This window comes from Streptosporangium sp. CA-135522 (genome assembly GCF_050949235.1).
In the GTDB taxonomy this organism is placed as follows: Bacteria; Actinomycetota; Actinomycetes; order Streptosporangiales; family Streptosporangiaceae; genus Streptosporangium.
The window spans coordinates 1,796,818-1,816,342 of sequence record NZ_CP192026.1 but is presented as its reverse complement, the minus strand read 5'-3'; the positions used below and the strand labels follow the sequence as shown (position 1 = coordinate 1,816,342).

Annotated in this window: 15 protein-coding genes; 7 read left to right on the top strand and 8 right to left on the bottom strand. The window is 72.2% G+C overall.

The features are described from left to right. Positions 1-43: 43 nt before the first annotated feature. Positions 44-664 carry a LysE family translocator gene (locus ACQPYK_RS08835; protein WP_433253013.1) on the top strand — a complete coding sequence of 207 codons (621 nt, stop codon included), beginning with the start codon at positions 44-46 and terminating at the stop codon, positions 662-664. Here the strand turns inward: ACQPYK_RS08835 and ACQPYK_RS08830 are convergent. Then, the gene (locus tag ACQPYK_RS08830) at positions 616-1,341 is read right to left on the bottom strand and encodes an alpha/beta fold hydrolase (RefSeq protein WP_433253010.1); all 726 of its coding nucleotides are present in this window, start codon (positions 1,339-1,341) and stop codon (positions 616-618) included. The genes ACQPYK_RS08835 and ACQPYK_RS08830 overlap by 49 nt on opposite strands. Before the next feature lie 75 nt (positions 1,342-1,416). Between ACQPYK_RS08830 and ACQPYK_RS08825 the strand changes: the two genes are divergently transcribed. Then, entirely contained in the window at positions 1,417-1,965 is a 549-nt protein-coding gene (locus ACQPYK_RS08825) for a TetR/AcrR family transcriptional regulator (RefSeq protein WP_433253007.1), read from the top strand. Positions 1,966-1,971: 6 nt separating this feature from the next. Here the strand turns inward: ACQPYK_RS08825 and ACQPYK_RS08820 are convergent, their stop codons facing one another. From ACQPYK_RS08820 to ACQPYK_RS08805, 4 genes are all read right to left on the bottom strand, one after another. Further along, the gene (locus tag ACQPYK_RS08820) at positions 1,972-3,183 is read right to left on the bottom strand and encodes a hypothetical protein (protein WP_433253004.1); all 1,212 of its coding nucleotides are present in this window, start codon (positions 3,181-3,183) and stop codon (positions 1,972-1,974) included. A gap of 31 nt (positions 3,184-3,214) precedes the next feature. Then, positions 3,215-3,601, bottom strand: a complete 387-nt coding sequence (locus ACQPYK_RS08815; RefSeq protein ID WP_433253001.1) for a Rid family detoxifying hydrolase — start codon at positions 3,599-3,601, stop codon at positions 3,215-3,217. A 63-nt stretch (positions 3,602-3,664) separates the two neighbouring features. After that, positions 3,665-4,774 carry an alanine racemase gene (locus ACQPYK_RS08810; protein ID WP_433252998.1) on the bottom strand — a complete coding sequence of 370 codons (1,110 nt, stop codon included), beginning with the start codon at positions 4,772-4,774 and terminating at the stop codon, positions 3,665-3,667. 37 nt (positions 4,775-4,811) lie between these two features. Further along, the gene (locus tag ACQPYK_RS08805) at positions 4,812-6,335 is read right to left on the bottom strand and encodes an N-acyl-D-amino-acid deacylase family protein (RefSeq protein WP_433252995.1); all 1,524 of its coding nucleotides are present in this window, start codon (positions 6,333-6,335) and stop codon (positions 4,812-4,814) included. Between the two features lie 225 nt (positions 6,336-6,560). Here ACQPYK_RS08805 and ACQPYK_RS08800 point away from each other — a divergent pair, with 225 nt between their 5' ends. Beyond that, complete coding sequence (locus ACQPYK_RS08800; protein WP_433252993.1) at positions 6,561-8,294, top strand: glycosyl hydrolase family 8; 1,734 nt, start codon at positions 6,561-6,563, stop codon at positions 8,292-8,294. A gap of 59 nt (positions 8,295-8,353) precedes the next feature. Here the strand turns inward: ACQPYK_RS08800 and ACQPYK_RS08795 are convergent, their stop codons facing one another. The 3 genes from ACQPYK_RS08795 to ACQPYK_RS08785 all read right to left on the bottom strand — a co-directional run bounded on the left by ACQPYK_RS08795 (position 8,354) and on the right by ACQPYK_RS08785 (position 13,307). Continuing rightward, positions 8,354-11,494, bottom strand: a complete 3,141-nt coding sequence (locus tag ACQPYK_RS08795) for a DUF4153 domain-containing protein (protein ID WP_433252990.1) — start codon at positions 11,492-11,494, stop codon at positions 8,354-8,356. 45 nt (positions 11,495-11,539) lie between these two features. Then, positions 11,540-12,229 (bottom strand): response regulator transcription factor, encoded by a 690-nt coding sequence (locus tag ACQPYK_RS08790; protein WP_433252988.1) that lies wholly within the window; start codon positions 12,227-12,229, stop codon positions 11,540-11,542. Between the two features lie 136 nt (positions 12,230-12,365). Continuing rightward, complete coding sequence (locus tag ACQPYK_RS08785; protein WP_433252985.1) at positions 12,366-13,307, bottom strand: GNAT family N-acetyltransferase; 942 nt, start codon at positions 13,305-13,307, stop codon at positions 12,366-12,368. Positions 13,308-13,485: 178 nt separating this feature from the next. Here ACQPYK_RS08785 and ACQPYK_RS08780 point away from each other — a divergent pair, with 178 nt between their 5' ends. The 4 genes from ACQPYK_RS08780 to ACQPYK_RS08765 all read left to right on the top strand — a co-directional run bounded on the left by ACQPYK_RS08780 (position 13,486) and on the right by ACQPYK_RS08765 (position 19,518). Continuing rightward, positions 13,486-14,334 carry an arylamine N-acetyltransferase family protein gene (locus ACQPYK_RS08780; protein ID WP_433252982.1) on the top strand — a complete coding sequence of 283 codons (849 nt, stop codon included), beginning with the start codon at positions 13,486-13,488 and terminating at the stop codon, positions 14,332-14,334. 369 nt (positions 14,335-14,703) lie between these two features. Then, a complete protein-coding gene (locus ACQPYK_RS08775; RefSeq protein ID WP_433252979.1) occupies positions 14,704-16,290 on the top strand; it encodes a serine/threonine-protein kinase in 1,587 nt (528 codons plus the stop codon). Next, on the top strand, positions 16,287-18,020 hold the full coding sequence (locus ACQPYK_RS08770) for a hypothetical protein (protein ID WP_433252976.1): 1,734 nt from the start codon (positions 16,287-16,289) through the stop codon (positions 18,018-18,020). Before ACQPYK_RS08775 ends, ACQPYK_RS08770 begins: the two co-directional genes overlap by 4 nt. Beyond that, on the top strand, positions 18,013-19,518 hold the full coding sequence (locus tag ACQPYK_RS08765) for a serine/threonine-protein kinase (protein ID WP_433252973.1): 1,506 nt from the start codon (positions 18,013-18,015) through the stop codon (positions 19,516-19,518). Before ACQPYK_RS08770 ends, ACQPYK_RS08765 begins: the two co-directional genes overlap by 8 nt. Positions 19,519-19,525 lie beyond the last annotated feature (7 nt).

The window sequence follows — 19,525 nt, the reverse complement described above, 5'->3', positions numbered from 1 at the left end:
ATGGTCCTGACGGCCGAAGGCGGCGCCGTCCTAGGGTTGATCCATGATGCCTCTGTCCACATATCTGGTTTTCGCGCTGGCGTCCCTGGCCCTGGTCCTGGTCCCCGGACCGAACCACCTCTACATCGCCGCCCGGGGCATCGCCCAGGGCCGGGCGGCCGCGATGACGAGCGCGTTCGGCGTGGAGGCCGGCACCCTGGTGCACATCGCCGCGGCGGCGGCCGGACTCTCCTATGTGATCGCCCGGTCCGCCACGCTCTTCAACGTGGTGAAGTGGGCCGGCGTGGCCTACCTGGTCTATCTGGGCATCCGGACGCTGACCGGCGGGCAGGAGCTCACCGCCCGGGAGACCACGCCGCAGCCGCTGCGGGCGATCTTCTTCGAAGGCGTGGTCGTCAACGTGCTCAACCCCAAGGTGATCCTGTTCTTCCTGGCTTTCCTGCCGCAGTTCCTGCATCCGGAGGCGGGGTCGGTGCCCCTGCAGATCATCGTCCTGGGCGGCACCCTGCTGCTCCTGGGCCTGGTCTCCGACCTGGTCTACGCCGCCGGGGCGGGCGTGCTCGGCAGGCGGTTGCGCGGCCGTTCCGGCGTGCTGCGCCGTTTCAGCGGGATCGTCTACCTCGGGCTGGGCGTCGCGACCGCCCTCTCCGGCCGATCGACCTGATCGCACAGGTCGCCCACCAGACGGGCCAGGGGCCCCGGCCCCTTCAGCACGCCCAGGTGCCCGCGACGGGGGATCAGGATCAGCCGCCCGTCCCGGCAGGCGCGGAGGAAGTCGCGCTCGTTGATACGGAACCTGTCACGGGCGCCGTTCACCAGCCACACCCGTCCGGGGTAGGCGGCCAGCGCCGCGAGCTGGTCGTGCCCCGCCACGGCCTCGACGGCCTGCGGCATCACCTCGCATGACAGCCCGCCCGTCACCATCGCCGCGCCGGCGGGACCGGGCAGGAGGCGGCGCAGGAGAAGGGAGCTGATCCGGTTCGCGCGCGACGGGTCACGGGCGGCGAGCGAGGCGGCGAACCGGTAGAGGCCCACCATCGCCGCGCCTCGGGAGGTGCAGCCCATTGCCGCCAGCCCGGCGACCCGCTCGGGGAAACGCTCGGCGGTGGCGATGCCGACATAGCCCCCCAGCGAGAGTCCCACCACCAGAGCCCGGCCGCCGAGCGAGTCGATCGCGTCGGCCACGGCCGACGTCGCCGCGTCCATCGAGAACGGCTCGCCGCGACGGACACCGTGCCCCGGCAGGTCCAGGGCCGTCGCGGGCCGGTCGAGGCGGGAGATGACGGGCTCCCACATGGTCCCGCTGACCCTGATTCCGTGGATGAAGACGACGGGCAGCATCACTGACCTCCAAATGCAACGGTGCGTTGCTTTTCATTTAAACACAACGCACCGTTGCGTTGCTACAGTGGGCTCATGGCACCGCGCAAGGAACAGCAGATCTTCCAGGCGACACTCGAACTCCTCGCCGCCAAGGGCTACGAAGGGCTGACCGTGGAGGGTGTGGCCGAGTGCTCAGGGGTCAACAAGACGACGATCTACCGGTGGTGGCCGTCCAAAGCCGCACTGCTCGCCGCCGCGCTGGTCGAGGCCGACCTGCTCGCGATGGAGCCGCCCGACACCGGCAGTCTCAGGAAGGACCTGGAGGCGCTGGTCCGCGGGATGGCCGAGCTGCTCACGCGGCCCCCCGCGGCCGACGTCGCGGTGGCCGCGCTCGGCGCCGCCGTACACCACCCCGAGCTCGCCGCCGCGGCCCAGCGCTTCTTCGCCGACCGGTTCGCCCGAGAGGAGGCCGTCTTCGAGCGGGCGCGGCTGCGCGGGGAGCTGTCCGTCACGGCCGACCCGATGTTGATCATTGATCTGCTCGCCGGAGCGGTGTGGCTGCGCGCGGTCTTCCGAGGGCTTCCCCTCGACGAGGACTTCGCCACCGAGGCGGTGCGCACGGTTCTCGACGGGGCGAGCTGAACGGGGTCAGCTCCGCAGCGCGCCCGGGATACGGTCGAGGATCGGGTACGGCATGAGCCCGTAGGCGTAGAAGTCGACCGCGTCCGCCCCCGCGGCCCGCACGGCCCGGACCTTGGCGGCGAGCCGGTCGGCCGAGTCGGTGTCGGGCAGGCCGGGCCGGAGCACGACCCGCAGTTCCTTGTCCTTGCCCGTCGAGCGGCGATAGGCACCCACGTCGTCGGCGACCCTGGCGGCGTCGCGGGCGTAGGCGAGCACCCCGAGCGCGGGCACCAGGTCGCCGAGCGCGACCAGGTCCACGCCGAGCTGCCAGGAGTCGTGCGCGGCGAGCCCCGCGGGGGGCAGGCCGTCGATGTAGCCCTTGGTCGAACCGGTCGCGTCGAGGAAGACCAGCTTGGAGCCCTCGGCGGTGACGGCCGTGGAGACCTCCGAGACCAGCGAGGTCACCACCTCCGAGCGGGCCCGCGCGTAGGCGACCACCTCGGGACCGGCATAGGCGGTCAGCGCCGCCCGGGTCACCTCGCCCTGCGCGGGCGGATCGCCGTCGAGCACGCCCCCCACGATCCTGGCGCACTCCTCCCGCGCCACCTCGGCGTTGACGCCCAGGTCGGCGGCGCGGCGCATGCAGAAGTCGCAGAAGCACAGGCCGAGCAGGAAGGTGTCCATCGGCCCGAGCGGGACGAAGCTGCGCTCGTTGTGGTAGCCGCAGCCGAAGGCGCCGAAGTGCAGCGCCTCGGCGACCACGCTGTCCACCCCCTGCCTGGCCACCGCCCGGCCCAGCGCCACCGCGTAGAGGCGGACGTCCGGGTGGGAGGGGCACAGGTCGGCGGGCGAGCCGCGGTCGCCGAAGCAGTTGCGCACGGTCACGTCGGGATTGTCCAGGCCGAGCGTGGTGTTCTGCAGGAACACGGTCCAGCCGTGCAGTTTGAGACCGCGCTCGGCGGTGGCCAGACGCAGGGCCGCCAGCGGCTCCTCCTCGGCGCCCTCCTGGACGGGCGGGACCAGGCGGAGGCCGCCGAACAGGTCTTCGGGCGGTGCGAAATGCGCGCCGTCCCTGCGGACCGTCACGCGGGTGCGGCCGTGGGGGGTGACGTCACGGGCACGGTGGTAGGCCGCGGCCACGGTCACGCCCGCCACGCCGTATCCGGTGATCCGGTCGAGGACCCTGTCCAGGCCCTCCCCGCGCACGTCTTCGACGTAGACGTATAGCGAGCTGTCCAAGCCGCCGCCCTCCCACCCAGTCGATCCGACTCTAACGCGGCTTGTACGCCACGAAGTCGATCTCGACCAGGATGTCCATCAAGTCGGAGCCGACGGTCGTGCGGACCGGATACGGCTGGGTGAAGTAGGACTTGTAAACCTCGTTGTAGGCGGCGAAATCACGCTTGAGGTGCTGCAGGTGGACGGTCGACTTCACCACGTCGTCGAAGCCCAGGCCGTGAGCGGCGAGGATCGCGCCCAGGTTGCGCATCACCTGGTGGGTCTGCTCGGCCACGTCGGCGCCGACGACCTCGCCGGTCTTGGGGTCCAGGGGGCCCGCGCCCGAGGTGTAGACGAAGTCGCCGACCACGAGACCCTGTGAGTACGCGCCGACCGGTGCCGCGCCCTCGTCGGTGCGCAGCTCCTGCTTGCCGCTCATTTCACCACTCCTGCCGCTAGAAATCGTTAGAAACCGAAAAATCAGACATACGGCACACGAAACTCAGAAATAGGTAGTGATCAGATCGACGACGACGTAGTCGTCGTCGACCACCGGCATGACCCGCCACTTGTCGAAGGCGGTGCACGGGTGGGAGATGCCGAACGACACCAGATCCCCCGGCTTCACCGCCGAGTCCGGCGCGAGCCGCAGGACGGCGTGCTGGTCCTGCACCTTGAGCACCGTCGCGCCCGCGAGCGCCCCGCGTGGCACCGGCAGGCCCTCGTCGAAGGGGGCGTCCCGCTTGCCGAACCCGACGATGGCCAGGCCGGGTTCGGGAACGGACAGCACGTGCGCCCAGACCTCCAGCGCCGCCCGCAGCTCGCCCTCGATCCGTGTGTAGGGCGTGCGCTCGCGGTAGTAGCCGTCGTCATGGGAGACGTAGGCTCCGCTGCGCAGCACGATCTTGGCCTGGCAGGTCGCGAGCTCCCGGCCGATCACGTCGAACCACTGGCTGCCGCCCACCGACAGGATCGGGTCGGGCACCCGCAGGTGCTCCAGCGCCTCCAGCAGCCGGTACAGGTAGGTTCGTACCTCGCCGGCCGACGTCAGCGCCCCTTCGTAGCCGGCGACACCCGCCAGTTCCACGCCCTGCGCCGCCTGCGCCGCCGAGGCGACCTCCAGCAGATCCTCGAGCGTACGGCTGCCGCCCCGCCCGCCCTCGTGCCCGAGCTCGGCCAGCACCCGGAACGGCCTGGCCCCGGCGTGTTTGGACAACACCTCCACCCCGGCCACCGAGTCCACGAAACAGAGGAACTCGAACGACGGGTCCGCGTCGAGCTGGGCGGCGAGCGCGGCGAGTCCGGCCGGGTCGAAGACCTGGTTGGCGAGGAGAATCCGGGAGACGCCGAACTCGCGCAGGGTGAGCGCCTGGCTGGGCGTGGCGATCGTCATCCCCCACGCGCCCGCGTCGAGCTGGGCCCGGACCAGCTCGGGCGACATGGTCGTCTTGGCGTGCGGCGCCAGGAGCAGTCCGTGCTCCCCGGCGAAGGTCGCGAGCGTGGCGATGTTGTGCTCCAGCGCGCTGCGACGCGCCACCATCACGGGGAAGCTGAACCCCCCTCCGAACAACGACGAGCCGACTGCCCTCTCGGGATCGAGGATCCCCTTCACGCGATGCCCCCTTCGGTTGCTTTTGAGGACCCTATCCTCAGGGGCGCAGCGCCCTGCCGGGGGTGGCCCCGGTGGACTCTCCCCCGGTGAGGACGGGGACGCCGGAGACCAGAACGTCGTCGATGCCACCGGCCAGGGTGCGCGGGGCGGCGTAGGTGGCCCGGTCGGAGACCTCGGCGGCGTCGAGGACGACGACGTCGGCGGCCTGCCCGGCGCGGATCAGGCCTCGGCCTGCGAGACCGAAGCGGCGGGCCGGGTGGGAGGCGAGGTGGACGGCGGCCTGTTCCAGAGTCCAGTCGCCGCTCTCGCGGACGTGGTGGCCCAGCATGCGGGCGAACGCGCCGTAGCCTCGCGGGTGCGGGTGCCCGCCGACGTAGATGCCGTCGGAACCGCCCGTGTGACCGGGATGGCGCAGGATCGCGCGGATCGATTCCTCCCCCTCGGGACCCTCGTCGGGACGGGCTATCACGCAACCCGCCTCCAGCCGGGTGTCGATCAGGACACGGCGGCAGAACTCACCCGGCTCGACCCCGGCCTGGGCGGCGGCGTCCGGCAGTGACAGCCCCTCGGCCCACTCGGCCCCGGGAACGTGGGAGAAGGTGATCCTCGGCCAGAGCGTCTCGTCCCACTCGACCGGCTCGGACTCCAGCAGCTCCAGCGCCCGGCCGGTGTCGGCGGCGGGGATCCACGACGGCAGCGCGACCATCGCCAGGATCGTGCTGCCCCGCAGGTAGGGGTAGGTGTCGAAGGTGACGTCCAGCCCGTCGAGGCGGGCCTCGTCCACCAGCGGCAGCAGGGTGGACGCCGGGCCGTGGTAGTGCGAGACGTGCACGGCGACCCCCGACCGGCGGGCGATGTCGGTCACCTCGGCCATGCCCGTCTTGGCCAGCGCGCCGTACCCGCGCATGTGGGTCACGTACGGCAGGCCGCCCAGCGGCGCGCAGAGCGCGGCGATCTCCTCTGCGTCGGCGTAGCGCCCCGGCGCGTACTCCAGGCCGGTGGACAGGCCCACCGCCCCCTCCGACAGGCCGCGCTCGACACGGGCGAGCATCCCGGCCAGCTCCGCGGGGGAGGCGGCCCGCTCGGCGGCGCCCATCACGTCGTAGCGGATCGTGCCGTGCGGCAGCAGGTAGGCGGTGTTGAGCGCGGTCGCGCGGTCGTAGCCCTCCAGCAGCTCCCGCACGCTGAGCGGCCCGTCGGCCGAGGGGTGGATGCCGTTGACGGCCGCGAAGTAGCGCGTGGCGTAGGCGAAGGTCTCCGGGGTGGAGGCGGGGGCGAAGGACAGGCCGTCCTGGCCGAGGACGAACGTGGTCACGCCCTGGCGAAGCGCGGCGAGCTGCACCTGCGGATCGAACACCAGGGCGTCCCCGTGGGCGTGGCAGTCGATCAGGCCGGGCATGACGTGCCGGCCGGACGCGTCGATCACGGTCGCGGCCTGCGCGCCGGCCAGCCGGCCCACCGCGGTGATCCGGTCTCCGGTGATGGCGACGTCCGCGCGGAAGGCCGGGGCGCCCGTACCGTCCAGCACCTGGCCGCCCCTGATCAACACATCGAATGACATGGTCGAATTCAACCATTCAGGGGAATCCTGCGCACCGGTGCCCGCGGCCGGGCCCGCCCGGAGGCCGCGCCGGCGCCGGCCGTTCCTCCCGGGTTCTCCCGGGCCGCAGCGGTTCGCAGCAATTTGGGCCCCTCACCCCCTTGACCCTCACACGATGGGGATGATGACATCGTGCCCTAGTTAGGAATCTTTCCTAACTAGTTGATCGCAGAGAGGGCAGACCCTGTGCATGCGAGACCCCGTCTCCGTCACCCCTCGACCATCCTCGTCCCTGCGCTCGGGCTGACACTGATCGCGTCGGTGCTCGTCCTGGCGGCTCCGGCCGGCTTCGCCGCCGACTCCCTGCTGTCCCAGGGTCGCCCGGCCACCGCCTCCTCCAGCGAGGACTCCACGCTGGGCCCGGCCAAGGCCTTCGACGCGAACGGCTCGACCCGCTGGGCCTCCGTGGAGGGCCACGACCCCGAGTGGCTCCGCGTCGACCTCGGCCAGTCCGCCACCATCTCCCGGGTCAAGCTGACCTGGGAGGCGGCGTACGGCAAGGCGTACCGGATCCAGACCTCGGCCGACGGCTCGGCCTGGACCGACGTCTACTCGACCAGCACCGGCGACGGCGCCGTGGACGACCTCGCCCTGTCCGGCACCGGCCGCTACGTGCGGCTGTACGGCACGGCCCGCGGCACCGCCTACGGCTACTCGCTGTACGAGATGGAGGTCTACGGCAGCACCGGCGGCACTCCCACCCCCACCCCCACCCCGACGGTCACGCCGACTCCCACCCCGACGCCGACCCCGACCCCGACGCCGGGCGGCCCGGGCGTGCCCTTCGGCAGCCACACGATCCCCTACGCCTCCGGGATGCTGCGCCCCAGCGGAGACCAGGCCGCGCTCGACCAGAAGGTGATCGACTACTACAAGCGCTGGAAGACCGCCTTCGTCAAGCAGAACTGCGGCAACGGCTGGTACGAGATCATCTCCCCCGACGCCGACCACCCGTACGTGGCCGAGGCGCAGGGCTACGGCATGGCCATCACCGCCACCATGGCGGGCGCCGACCCCGACGCCAAGAAGATCTTCGACGGCCTGCTGAAGTACGTCCTGGCCCATCCCTCCTCGATCACCCCCGGCCTGCTCGCCGCCGAGCAGGACGCCTCCTGCAAGAGCGTCGACGGCAGCGACTCGGCCACCGACGGCGACCTGGACGTCGCCTACGGCCTGCTCCTGGCCGACCGGCAGTGGGGCAGCTCCGGCGCCTACAACTACCGGCAGCTCGCGGTCAAGACCATCAACGCCATCAAGGCCGGCGAGGTCAACCCGACCACCAAGCTGATGAAGCCCGGCGACTGGGCGAGCTCCGGCGACCCGCTCTACTGGATCAGCCGTTCCTCCGACTGGATGATCGACCACTTCCGGGCGTTCCGTAAGGCCACCGGCGACGCGGCCTGGGACACCATCCGCACCAACCACCAGAACCTCATCGCCTCCCAGCAGGCGACCTACGCCGCGAACACGGGCCTGCTGGCCGACTTCGTGGTCAACACCAACACCACCCCGAAGCCCTCGTCGGGCAAGATCCTGGAGGACCCCAACGACGGCAAGTACTGGTGGAACGCCTGCCGTGACCCCTGGCGGATCGGCGACGACGCGGTGACCAGCGGCGACGCCAAGTCGCTCGCCGCCGCACGCAAGCTGAACACCTGGATCAAGGGCAAGACCGGCGGCGACCCGAACAAGATCGCCATTGGCTACTCCCTCAGCGGCACGCAGATCTCCAGCGGCAGTGAGCCGGCCTACTTCGCGCCGTTCGCGGTGGCGGCGATGACCGACTCCGGCAGCCAGGCCTGGCTGGACGCCCTGTGGAACAAGATGCTGAACACCCCGTTCACCACCGATGACTACTTCTCCACCAGCATCCAGCTCCAGGTCATGATCACGGTGTCCGGCAACCACTGGGTGCCCTGACCCCCCGGCGGTGCCGCTCCCCTCGTCCGTGGGAGCGGCACCGATGGGATCGCGAAGGATCAGTCCTGGGAGGGAATGTCCAGTCGCGAGAGAGCCGGGGAGCAGGTGACGTCGCCGAGCACCGGTCGCCGCCGCAGCAGTTCCCGCGCCTGCTCCCTGGCGAGATTCCAGCCGTTCCAGGGATCGGGCGCGTCCAGGCCGTTGGCCCGGACCACGTCCCGCAGCACGCAGCTCCTGGCCGGTTCGGGCAACCGGCCCAGCGCCGGTACGGCCTCCGCTCCCAGATCGCCCAGATAGTCCTGATCGACCTGCTCCAGGGACCGGACGGTGAGCTGGGTCTGCGCGACCCTCAGATCCGGATTCCACACCGCGAACGCCAGCAGCGCCGCACCCGTCATCACGACGAGTGTCCTCGGGAACCACCCGGCGTTCCCGCGCCGCGTCAGCCGTACCGCGCCGGCCACCAGAACCAGCGCGAAGACGGCGCCCAGCCACCAGATGGCCGCCTCCACCGAGGCGCGCAACCGGGAGAACCCGTAGGCGTCGACGTACAGGTCCAGCCGGTGCAGCGCGGAGACCAGGATCACCATGGTCAGCGCGCAGAGCAGGCCGAGCAGCCCGGCCAGCAGCCACCGGTCCCGCCCGGCGAGCTCCAGCGCCCCCGAGGCGACCGCCACGATCGCCAGCACGAACACGCTGACCACGACGAGCTGGAAGAACCCCGAACGGGCGTACTCGGCGTAGGTCAGGCCCGTCGCCGACACCACCCACCGGGTGCTGCCGAACAGCACCGTCAGCTGCATCGCCACGAACACGGCGAACAGCAGGTTGAGCGCGGTGAGCGGGGTCGCCCAGAGACCGCGGCCCACCTTGATCCGCAGGTTCGGCGCCTTCGGTTCGGCCGGGGGCCGCAGGCCCACCAGTACGGCGGAGGCGACGAGGACCGCGAAGACCGCGAAGAGCAGGATCCTCAACGGCAGCGACGCCGCCCAGTCCTGCGCGGTGAACACCCGCTCGACGGCCTTGGCGAAGACCGCGTCCGCCGAGGCGAACAGCGCTCCGAACACCACCACCGACACGACGGTCAGTCCGCCGCCGAGCAGCACCGGAACCATTCGCCTGCGCAGCGGCACCCCCTTCATCGGAACCGCCAGGAACCATGGCACCGGCAGCAGTCCCAGCACCACCGACGCTCCGCCCCTGGCCACGGCGAGCCAGCCCCGCCCGGCCCCCGACAGGGCGAGCGCGGCCAGCAGGAAGCCGGCCAGCAGGAGCAGTCCGACGAGCCAGTCCGCGTCCCTGAACATCGCGACCGCGACCAGGCCGTACGCGATCACTCCCAACGTCGCCGACCAGGGGGTGAGCCTTCGGCGCGCGGCCGGCAGCACCGCCGCCCCCATCGCGACGGCGACCAGGACGAATCCCAGCCCCATGGCGCTGTCCGGCAGCGCGAGCGCCGCCAGCAGCCCCGCGGCGACGCACGCCGGCACCGCCCACCGGGGAGTGGCCGGCAGATCCGGCCGGGGGAACACCGGCGGCGCCACGTATCCTCCGGGCGGTGCCGGTGCTCCCCCGCCCCCGGCCACCGGCACGGCCCCGGGCTCGAACCCCGGAGAGACCGAGACTGCCGGCACGGCCCCGGATGCGAGACCCGGAGAGACCGAGGCTGCCGGCACGGCCCCGGATGCGAGACCCGGAGAGACCGGGGCTGCCGGTGAGAGCGCCGTGCGGTGTCCGGCGGGTGCCTGACCGTTCCGGGTCTCGCCGGAGGCGGTGGCGCCGATGACCGTGCCGACGAACCCTCCGACCAGAGTGAGACCGGCGCCCGCCAGCATGCCCAGCGCGGGCTCCACGACCGCGAAGACGATCCCCACGCCCACCCCGCACAGGAGACCGAGCAGGCCGCCGACGAAGACCCCGGCGAGCGCTCCGGCCCAGTTGCGGGTGGGAGCGCGCCCGACGACCGCCGGCGTGTGGCGGAGCACGGGTGCGGGAGGGAAGGCCGGGAGGGGCACGGGCTCCTCCCTCCCGGCCACGGCCGGCGCGGCGGCGCCCACGTGTTCCGGCGCCGGTTCCGCCGAGGAGACCGGCGTCCGCTCCGTCGCCTGTTCCGCCTCTTCGGGGCCGGACGGCGACGGCTCATCGGCGGACGGCTCACCGGCGGCTGGAGAGCGTCTGGGGAGATCATGTGCGTGCGGGGAGTCGTCCATCGTGATCCTTCCGGGGAGATCGACCACGACGCGGCAGCCGACACCCTCTTCGACATGGACAGAGCCGCCGTGGAGTTCGACGATCTCTTTGGTGATGGCCAGTCCCAGGCCGGTTCCTCCCTCGTCGGCGGCCCTGCCCGCGTCGAGGCGGGAGAAGCGCTCGAAGGCCCGTGCCCGGTCCTCCGCCGGGATGCCGGGACCCTCGTCCGTGACGCGCAGCCGTACCCCGTCTCCCTCGACGACCGCCGTCAGCATCACGACCCCGCCGTCCGGGCTGTGCCGTACCGCGTTGTCCAGCAGGTTGGCCAGGACCTGCGCCAGCAGATCGGGATCGGCGCGGACGCTCAGCTCGCCGGGCACCTCGCAGCGGGCCGTGACACCGTCCCTGGCCAGCACGGCCTCACGCAGCGCCTGATCGCACAGCGGTGCGAGCTCGACGTCCTCAAGCTCGATCAACCGGGCTCCCGACTCCAGCCGGGACAGGTCGAGCAGCTGGGCGACCAGCCGGCCGAGCCGCTCCGTCTGGGCCAGAGCCGTCTCCAGTGTCACCTGGTCGGGCGCCGAGACGCCGTCCACCATGTTCTCCAGCACCGCGCGCAGCGCGGTGATCGGCGTGCGGAGCTCATGGCTGACGTTGGCCACCAGCTCGCGTCGTTGCCGGTCCACCTCGCCCAGGTCCGTCGCCATCGCGTTGAAGGCGCGGGCGAGCTCGCCGACCTCGTCCCGGGAGGTCGCGGTGACCCGCAGGTCGTAGCTTCCCTTGGCGACGGTCTGCGCGGCGGCGGCCATCTCGCGCAGCGGTTTGGTCATCCCTCGCGCGAGCAGCTGCACCATGATCAGGGCCAGTACGACGGCCACCGCGACGCGCACGTTGCGCGAGTAACCGGCGTTGATGCCTACCTCGTTGACGACGAACGCGGCCGCCACGGCCAGCAGGATCACCATGCCGAGCTTGGTCTTGATCCGGCCCAGGAAGTCGAGGGGTCTCAATGGTCGGCGCATCCCAATGTTCGAGTGACGAAAACGGAAGCCGGTTCACCGGCGGACGAGGGCGTAGCCCACTCCGTGGACGGTCCGCACGACGCCGGGGCCGAGCTTGCGGCGCAGGGCGCGCACGTGGCTGTCGACCGTGCGGGTGGCGGCGGCCTCGGAGAATCCCCAGATGTCGGACAGCAGCCGTTCCCGCTCGAACACCTGGCCCGGCCGTTCGGCCAGGCGGCAGAGCAGATCGAATTCCGTCCGGGTCAGCTGGGCCTCGACGCCGCGCACGTAGACCCTGCGCTCGGCGGTGTCGATCTCGACCTCGCCTGCGCGGATGACCGTGTCCACCACGGCGAGCTGGGAGGCCCGCTCCACCCGCCGCAGCAGCGCGTGCACCCGGGCGACCAGCTCGCGCATGCTGAACGGCTTGGTCATGTAGTCGTCGGCTCCGACCCCGAGCCCCACGAGCAGGTCGGTCTCCTCCACGAGCGCGGTCAGCATGAGCACGGGAACCGGCCGGGCCGCCTGCATCCGCCGGCACACCTCCAGGCCGTCGAGGCCGGGCAGCAGCCGGTCGAGCACCACCACGTCGGCCCCCGTCCTCGCGTAGGTCGCGAGCGCCCCCTCGCCGTCCCCCACGATCTGGACGTCGAAGCCCTCGGCCGCCAGCCGGTGCCCTACGGCCCGCGCGATCGTCTCGTCGTCCTCCACCACGAGGACACGTCGTTGCTGAGGGGTTGTCATGTCCGGCAGCGTAGACGGGGCTTGTGCAGACGGACCTGGATGAATTGTGAAGGTTTTGCGCAGCCGCCCGCTTCCCGCGCCCCGCGAGACGGGACGCGGGACGAGGCCCCCGCCTGGGCGGAGGCCCCGTGGAGGGTCAGATCATGATCAGCCTGCGACCGACGACCCGGTAGCCGATCCGGGCGAACGAGGCCGCCATGGGCGTGTTGCCCACGTCGGTGGAGTCCCTCACCTCGGGTTCGCCCTCGGAGGTGAAGATGTGCAGCGTCTCGGCGACCAGGTCGTCGGAGTAACCGTGGCCCCGGTGGGCCGGATCCACCCCGATGTAGCCGATCGTCGCGAACGTGGAGTTACGGGTGGGCATCACGATGCCGACCAGATCGCCGGAGGCGTCGTGGGCCAGCCGCCACCGGCCACGCCCGCCGGGGAACCCCGCGACGTCGACCAGGGTCCCCTTCGCGGTCTCCCTCACCCCCTTCTCCGCGAGGGTCCGCCGGTCCCAGGCGTCCAGGCTGCCCTCGGTGATCCTGGCCAGCAGGTCCACCACGACCTCGTCGTCGTCGGCGGGGGTGAAGGTGAGCCGGGTGGACCTGGGCGGCAGGCCGTACTCGGGGATCCAGCGGAGGTTGAGCCGCTCGACGGAGTGGCGCAGCCCGGCCTTCTCGGCCGCCGTGACCCGGTCGGCGACGTCGGCGACGGCGTCCGGCCGCTCATGCCAGTCGGCCGGCAGGAACAGGTGGAAGTCGGGCCGCTCGCCGGCGGGCGACGAGTATTCGGGGGTGACCAGCGCGGCGTAGGCGGCCCTCAGCAGGGCCGCGCCGATCTCGATCCGGTCCGGGCCGGTGCCCGGGTCGAACCAGTCGAGGCTGAAGGGGTGCTCGGAGCCCGGCGGCCCCCAGAACGCGGCCCGGGCGACCACCTCGTCGCCGCGCAGCGCGACCCACAGCCAGTCCGGCCGATAGCCGAGCTTGTCGAAGGGGATGCCACGTGCGCCGACGCCGGAGGCCGGCCGCGGACCGTAGCTGTGGAACAGGTCGAACTCGCCCGCTTCGAGCGGACGGAAAAACAGATCAGACAAGTCGGAACTCCAGAAAGCGTGCGCTTCCCGGGTCTCAGGCGGCCTTTCGCCCGAGGCGGGAGCGCATGACCAGGTTGGCGAACATCTACTCCTCACCTCCTCCTGCTCGTAGGGGTGGTCAGACTATCGGCGATTTCATCCGGATATCAACCGGACAGTAAGCCGTTATGGTGACGACGTGATCGACGTTACGGCGTATCTCCGCAGGATCGGGGTCAGGATCGACGGGCCGCCGAGCGCGGAGTCCCTGCGTCTGCTGCACCGGGCACACCTGGAGCGCGTGCCGTACGAATGCCTGGAGATCTGGCTGGGCCGGCCGACGACCGTGGACCCCGTGGAGTCGGCGGCGCGGATCATCGGCGGCCGCGGCGGTTACTGCTTCCACCTGAACGGCGCGTTCTCCCTGCTGCTGGAGGCGCTCGGCTACGAGGTGACCCGCCATCTCGGCGGGCCGCAGCATCGCGTCGCGGACCCGGCGGGCGCCGACGGCGGCCATCTCTCCCTCACGGTCTCCGGCCTGCCCTCCGAGGACAACCCCGGCGGCGGGTGGATGGTCGACCAGGGCCTCGGCGACGGCTTCCACGAGCCGCTGCCACTCGTGGAGGGCGTCTACCGGCAGGGCCCCTTCGCCTACGGCCTGCGCCCTTCCCCGGCCGAGCCCGGCGGATGGCGGTTCGACCACGATCCGCGCGGCACCTTCCTCGGCCTGGACTTCCGTGCCGAGCCGGCCGAGATGGCGGAGTTCGCCGCGATGCACGAGTTCCTGTCCACCTCGCCCGAATCCGGTTTCGTGCGGGTGGCCACGGTCCAGCGACGCGACGCGGGCGGGGTGGACATCCTGCGGGGCCTGGTCCTGACCCGCCTCGGCGACCACGAGCACGCCATGACCGCCGAGACCGAACGCGACTACTTCGAAATCCTGGCCGACGTGTTCGGCCTCCCCCTGGACGACGTCACCCCCACCGAGCGGGCCAAGCTCTGGGGGCGCCTGTGGACCGCCCACGAGCGGTGGGGCGCCCCGCGCTGATCTGCCGCTCTGCCGCCCGTCGAGAACGCGGACGGCGTCCCGTCGGCCGGTAGGAGCCGATGTTCGTGCCGCCGCGGATGTTCAGGTCCCCGGCTCGGTCCGCGTAGCGCGGGTACCGCTCCTCGTCCCCGGCGACCTCGAATACGTCGCCTCGTCCCCGGCGATCCCCAACACGTCGCCGGTCATGAGATAGCGGGCGATCCGCTCTCGGTGTACAGGCGCTTCATCGTGGCTCCAGGCGCCAGGGGCGGCGCCCGTGGCACTACGAATACAGAAGCCAGGGGTCAATGGGCGAACGATGATCGCCATTCTTTGGTCCATAAGGCACTAAGTGGCTATGTTTCTGTCCGCGATGGGACATTGAACGGGGTGAGCAGGATCGACACTCGAGTGCTAGCGGGCCGCTACAGGCTGCTCAATCCCCTCGCCGAGGGCGGGACGGGCACGATCTGGCTCGCCGCCGACGAGACGCTCGGCCGTGACGTGGCGGTCAAGGAGGTACGGCTCCCGCCGGACCTCGATCCCGTCCGGCGGCAGGAGATCTGCGCCGCGGCGCTCCAGGAGGCCAACCTGGCCGCCCGGCTCAAGCATCCGTCGATCGTGACCGTCCACGACGTGATCGTCGAGCAGGAACGGCCCTGGCTCGTCATGGAGCTGCTGTCGGGCGCCTCCCTGGAGCAGACCGTCCGCGAGAGGCAACCGCTGCCGGTGCACCAGGCGGCCCGGGTCGGCGTGGGCATCCTCAGCGCGCTCACGGCCGCGCACGCCGCCGGGGTGGTGCACCGGGACGTCAAACCGAGCAACGTCTTCCTCACCAGAACCGGCCGGGCCGTCCTGACCGACTTCGGCATCGCCGTGGTCGAGGACGAGGCGACGGCCGAGCCGACCAGCCGGCTGGTCGGCTCGCCCAACTACATCGCCCCCGAGCGCCTGCGCGGCGAGCGCGGCGGCCCCGCCTCCGACCTGTGGTCCCTGGGGGCCACGCTCTACTTCGCCGTCGAGGGAACGCCCCCGCACCCGGCGGAGACGCCCATCTCGGCGATCAGCCGGGTGCTCACCGAACCGGCCAGGCCACCGGAGCGCGCGGGCACGCTGGGTCCGCTGCTGATGCTCATGCTCGCCTCCCGGCCCGAGGACCGGCCGTCCTTCGACGCCGTCGCCCAGGCGCTCGGGGAGCTCGCCCTCGGCCGTCCGGCCCCCGCGCTCGCCGCGCCGTCCCCGTCGGCGGGCGTGCTCGCCGTACCGGGCCGGCCCGAAGCGGCACCGCACTCCGCGGCGCCCGCCCCGCGCAGGGGGCGGACGGCCCTGTGGGCCGCCGCCGAGGTGGCGGTGGTCGCGGTGGTCATCGGGGCGACCATGGGCGTCACCCACCTGGCCGCCGGTCGCACGGCCCCCGACAGGCCGGCGAAGCTCGGCGAGAAGCCGGGCGCCTTCGCCACCCCGGTGAACCCGTGCAAGCTGGTCCCCGCGGCCACGATCAAACAGCTGCTGCCCGCGCTGAACACCGAGGGACAGCCGACCAACGACGGCGGCTGCCAGTGGACGACCTCCGGGATCGGCCTTGAGGTCTACCCGTCGGGCTCGAACAAACAGTGGGGCAAGAGCCCTCGCCAGGCGCACGAGCTCTTCGTGAACCAGCGCAACGGCACCCTGCCCAACGGTGAGACCGCCTGGAGCTGGTCGGGCATCAAGGCCGGGAGCCGCTCGGCGCGGGTCACCGCTCCGCTGGAGGTCAAGCCCGTCGGGGACGAGGCGTTCGGCTACGACCTGTACGAGAACCGCAAGACCGGCAGGCTTGAGAAGAGCCACGTGGTGTTCCGCGTCGACAACCTCGTCGTCGACGTCACCTACACCGTGGTGGACGGCAGCAAGGACGGCTCCGCGATCCAGGCGGGCGCCCACACCGCCGCCACCTGGTTCGCGAACGCGCTGAACAAGCAGAAAGCGACCCGATGAACCACCCAGACGTCCCCCGATCGCAGGGCAGGCACGCCGGCGGGCCCGCCGGCGTGGAGTCGGCCCTCGCCGGAGCACTGAGCCCCGCGGTACTGGAGCAGTCTTCGCTGGAGCAGGTGATCGGGCGGCTCGGGCCGATGGCGCCCCGCCAGGCCGCCACCGTCGGCCTGGCCGTGCTGGACCAGCTCGTGGCCGTGCACAACCAGGGGATGCTCCACGGCGACGTGCGGCCCGGCTCGGTGCTGCTCGGCCCGTACGACCAGATCATCCTCGGCACCCCGACCTTCCGGTCCCCGACCTTCACCGCCCCCGAAGGCGTGACGGGTCCGGCGGCCGACCTGTGGTCGCTCGGCGCCACCCTCTACACCGCCGTCGAGGGCCGCCCGCCGTCGCCCGGCGGCGCCTTCGACAACGCGGGGCCGATCGCCCCGATCCTGTTCCAGCTGCTCTCCGGTGATCCCGCGCAGCGGCCGGACCCCGGCACCCTGCGCAACGCCCTGCTCGACATCTCCCGCAACGGTGGTGAGGCTCCCGCCTCCCCGGTGCCCTCCTCACCGGCCGACCCGCAGGCCGGTCCTTCGGGGGCGCCCTCCCCGGACGCGCTGTCGGGCCCCATCGGCGCCGACGCGCTGTCCGGCCCCATCGGCGCGGGGACCGCCGCCCCGCTTTTGCCGGGCACGCCGCCGGCCGTCCCGCCGTCGCCGGCGCCTTCCGAGCCGGAGCCCATCGCCCCGGTGCTGACCGCACCGGGGGTGGCGCCCTCCGGCGCGACGTCCGCCGAACCCTCCTCGCCCTCCTCCGGTCCGGGGACGCCTCCACCCGGTCCGGGGACGCCTCCACCGCCTCCGCCCGCGTTCGACCCCGCGGACACCATGCCGCCCCAGCCCGCCTTCGACCTGTCGGCTCCCCCGGACCCCCACGGGCAGCGGCCCGTCCTCCAGACCTCCTCTTCCCCCGGGGCCTCCGCCGCCGCCTCGCGCGAGCTCGTCCCGGTCTCCGGCACGCCGCGGGAGGCTCCCGCCTCCGCGCCGCGGGGCGAGCCGACCGGCCCGACCGAACGCTCCGGCCGCCGGGCCGGAGTGCTCGTGCCCCGCTCGATCGTGGCGCTGACCGGCGTCCTGCTCGTCGGCATGGCCGTCACCATCGGGGTCCTGCTGACCACGGCGTCCGGCGATTCCGGCCAGGAGGACCCCGCCGAGCCCGTGGCCGGGGGGAAGGGCCTGTTCGCCACGGTGCCCCGCGCCTGCAGCCTGCTCGACGACAAGCAGGCGGGCCAGGTCGTCCCCGGGTTCAAGAGCTCGGAGGTCGAAACCGGCGCGTGCGACTGGCTCAACCAGCACGACTGGCGCAAGCCCAACACGGAGAAGTTCGACCTTCGCGTACGGCTGGTCGCCCAGAAGCCGGACGCCTCCGGAGTCGGGCGGGCGAAGGAGTATCTGTCCGGCAAGAGGACCGACTTCGTCAACAACGGCAAGTTCGCCACCCCCAAGCCCGCCGCGCCCCAGAACCTGAAGGGGATAGGCGAGGAGGCCTTCGTCACCGGCGTCTACAGCCCGCTCAACATCTACGGCGGCTCCTACAAGGCGACCGTGGTCTTCCGGGTGGGCAACCTGATCGCCCAGGTCGACTACGAGCGGGGCGGCGTCAAGGCAGACGGCGACGGCAAGATCGCAGCGGGCGCCCAGCAGGTCGCCCGCTGGCTCACCCAGTCCCTGAAGACCGATGGCTGAACCGCCGCTTCCCGTGCTCGCGGGCCGCTACCGGGCGGTCGAACGGCTTGGCGCGGGCGGAATGGGCGTGGTCTGGCGAGCCCAGGACGAGCTGCTCCACCGCGAGGTGGCGATCAAGGAGGTCAAGCTCGACCCGACCCTCCCCGAGGGGCAGCGAGCCGAGATGCGCGAACGCACCCTCCGCGAGGCACGGGCCGCCGCCCGGCTGACCCACCCGTCGATCGTGGCCGTGCACGACGTCATCGCCCAGGACGGGCGTCCGTGGATCGTGATGGACCTGATCCGGGGCCGCTCCCTGGCCCAGGCGATCCGCCAGGACGGGCCGCTGCCGCCACGGCGGGTGGCCGCGATCGGCCTGGCCGTGCTCGACGCGCTGTCCCTGGCGCACAGCCGGGGCATCATGCATCGCGACGTGAAACCGGCCAACATCATGCTCTCCCACGACGGCGCGGTGCTGCTGACCGACTTCGGCATCGCCACGCTGGAGGGCGACGTTCAGCTCACCTCGCCGAACGCGCTGGTCGGCTCCCCCGGCTACATGGCTCCCGAACGGCTGCGCGGCACCGGCGACGGGCCGGCCGCCGACCTGTGGTCACTGGGCGTGACCCTCTACGCCGCCGTCGAGGGGCAGAGCCCGTTCCAGCGCGGCGTGCCGGTCGCCACCCTCGGCGCGGTGCTCACCGAGCAGGTCCCCCGCCCCTCCCGGGCGGACGACCTGACCCCCGTCCTGCTCGCCATCCTGACCAAGGACGCCCGGGAGCGCCCGGGGGAGGCCGTCATCCGTACGGCCCTGCACCGGGTCGCCCAGGGGCTGCCCGCCGGCCCGATCGCCCCGCAGGCCCCGCCGCAGGAGACGGCTCCCGCCCGGCCCCGCCGTACCGGATGGCTCATCGGGGCGGGAGTGGCCGCGGCGGTGGCGGCCACGGCCGCCGTGGCGTTCGTAACGGTCTCGGGCGGTTCCGCCGACCCCGCGGCCTCTCCCGCCGCTCCCGACCCGCGGGCCGGGCGGTTCACCGCCGCCCCCGACCCGTGCACCCTGCTGACCGAGCCCCAGAGCCGGGCCGTGGTGCCGAACGCGACTCCGATGAGCATGAAGGCCGGCCAGGACCGGGAGGCCTACTGCAGTTGGGAGGGGCCGGCGGACGTGCGCCGGCTACGCGTCTCCCTCACCCACCAGGCGGCCGTGCCGGGAAAGGCCGGCCCCGAGGCGGCCCATGAGTTCTTCGCCGCCGAGCGCACGAAGACGAAGGCCGACGAGGGGACGAACCCGCTCGGCTCCGTCGGCCCGCCGAGGAACGTGGGCCGGGTCGGGGCGGAGGCGTTCTCCTACGATCTCGTCTCCCTGGAGCGGGTCAGCTCCGTCATCCGCTTCCGGGTGAGCAACCTGCTGATCGAGGTCAGCGTGTCGGAGAAGGGTGAACGCGCCGGTACGGAGCTGCGCAGACAGGCCCTGCACACCGCGCGCCAGGTCGCCGAGGAGCTCAACAGCCGTGACTGACGCGTCC

What these genes read in the sequence shown, in the direction of transcription:
- ACQPYK_RS08815 (WP_433253001.1), bottom strand. Translation starts at nt 3,601, where the DNA reads ATGAGCGGCAAGCAGGAGCTGCGCACCGACGAGGGCGCGGCACCGGTC.
- ACQPYK_RS08790 (WP_433252988.1), bottom strand. Translation starts at nt 12,229, where the DNA reads ATGACAACCCCTCAGCAACGACGTGTCCTCGTGGTGGAGGACGACGAG.
- ACQPYK_RS08770 (WP_433252976.1), top strand. Translation starts at nt 16,287, where the DNA reads ATGAACCACCCAGACGTCCCCCGATCGCAGGGCAGGCACGCCGGCGGG.
- ACQPYK_RS08830 (WP_433253010.1), bottom strand. Translation starts at nt 1,341, where the DNA reads ATGCTGCCCGTCGTCTTCATCCACGGAATCAGGGTCAGCGGGACCATG.
- ACQPYK_RS08835 (WP_433253013.1), top strand. Translation starts at nt 44, where the DNA reads ATGATGCCTCTGTCCACATATCTGGTTTTCGCGCTGGCGTCCCTGGCC.
- ACQPYK_RS08765 (WP_433252973.1), top strand. Translation starts at nt 18,013, where the DNA reads ATGGCTGAACCGCCGCTTCCCGTGCTCGCGGGCCGCTACCGGGCGGTC.
- ACQPYK_RS08805 (WP_433252995.1), bottom strand. Translation starts at nt 6,335, where the DNA reads ATGTCATTCGATGTGTTGATCAGGGGCGGCCAGGTGCTGGACGGTACG.
- ACQPYK_RS08825 (WP_433253007.1), top strand. Translation starts at nt 1,417, where the DNA reads ATGGCACCGCGCAAGGAACAGCAGATCTTCCAGGCGACACTCGAACTC.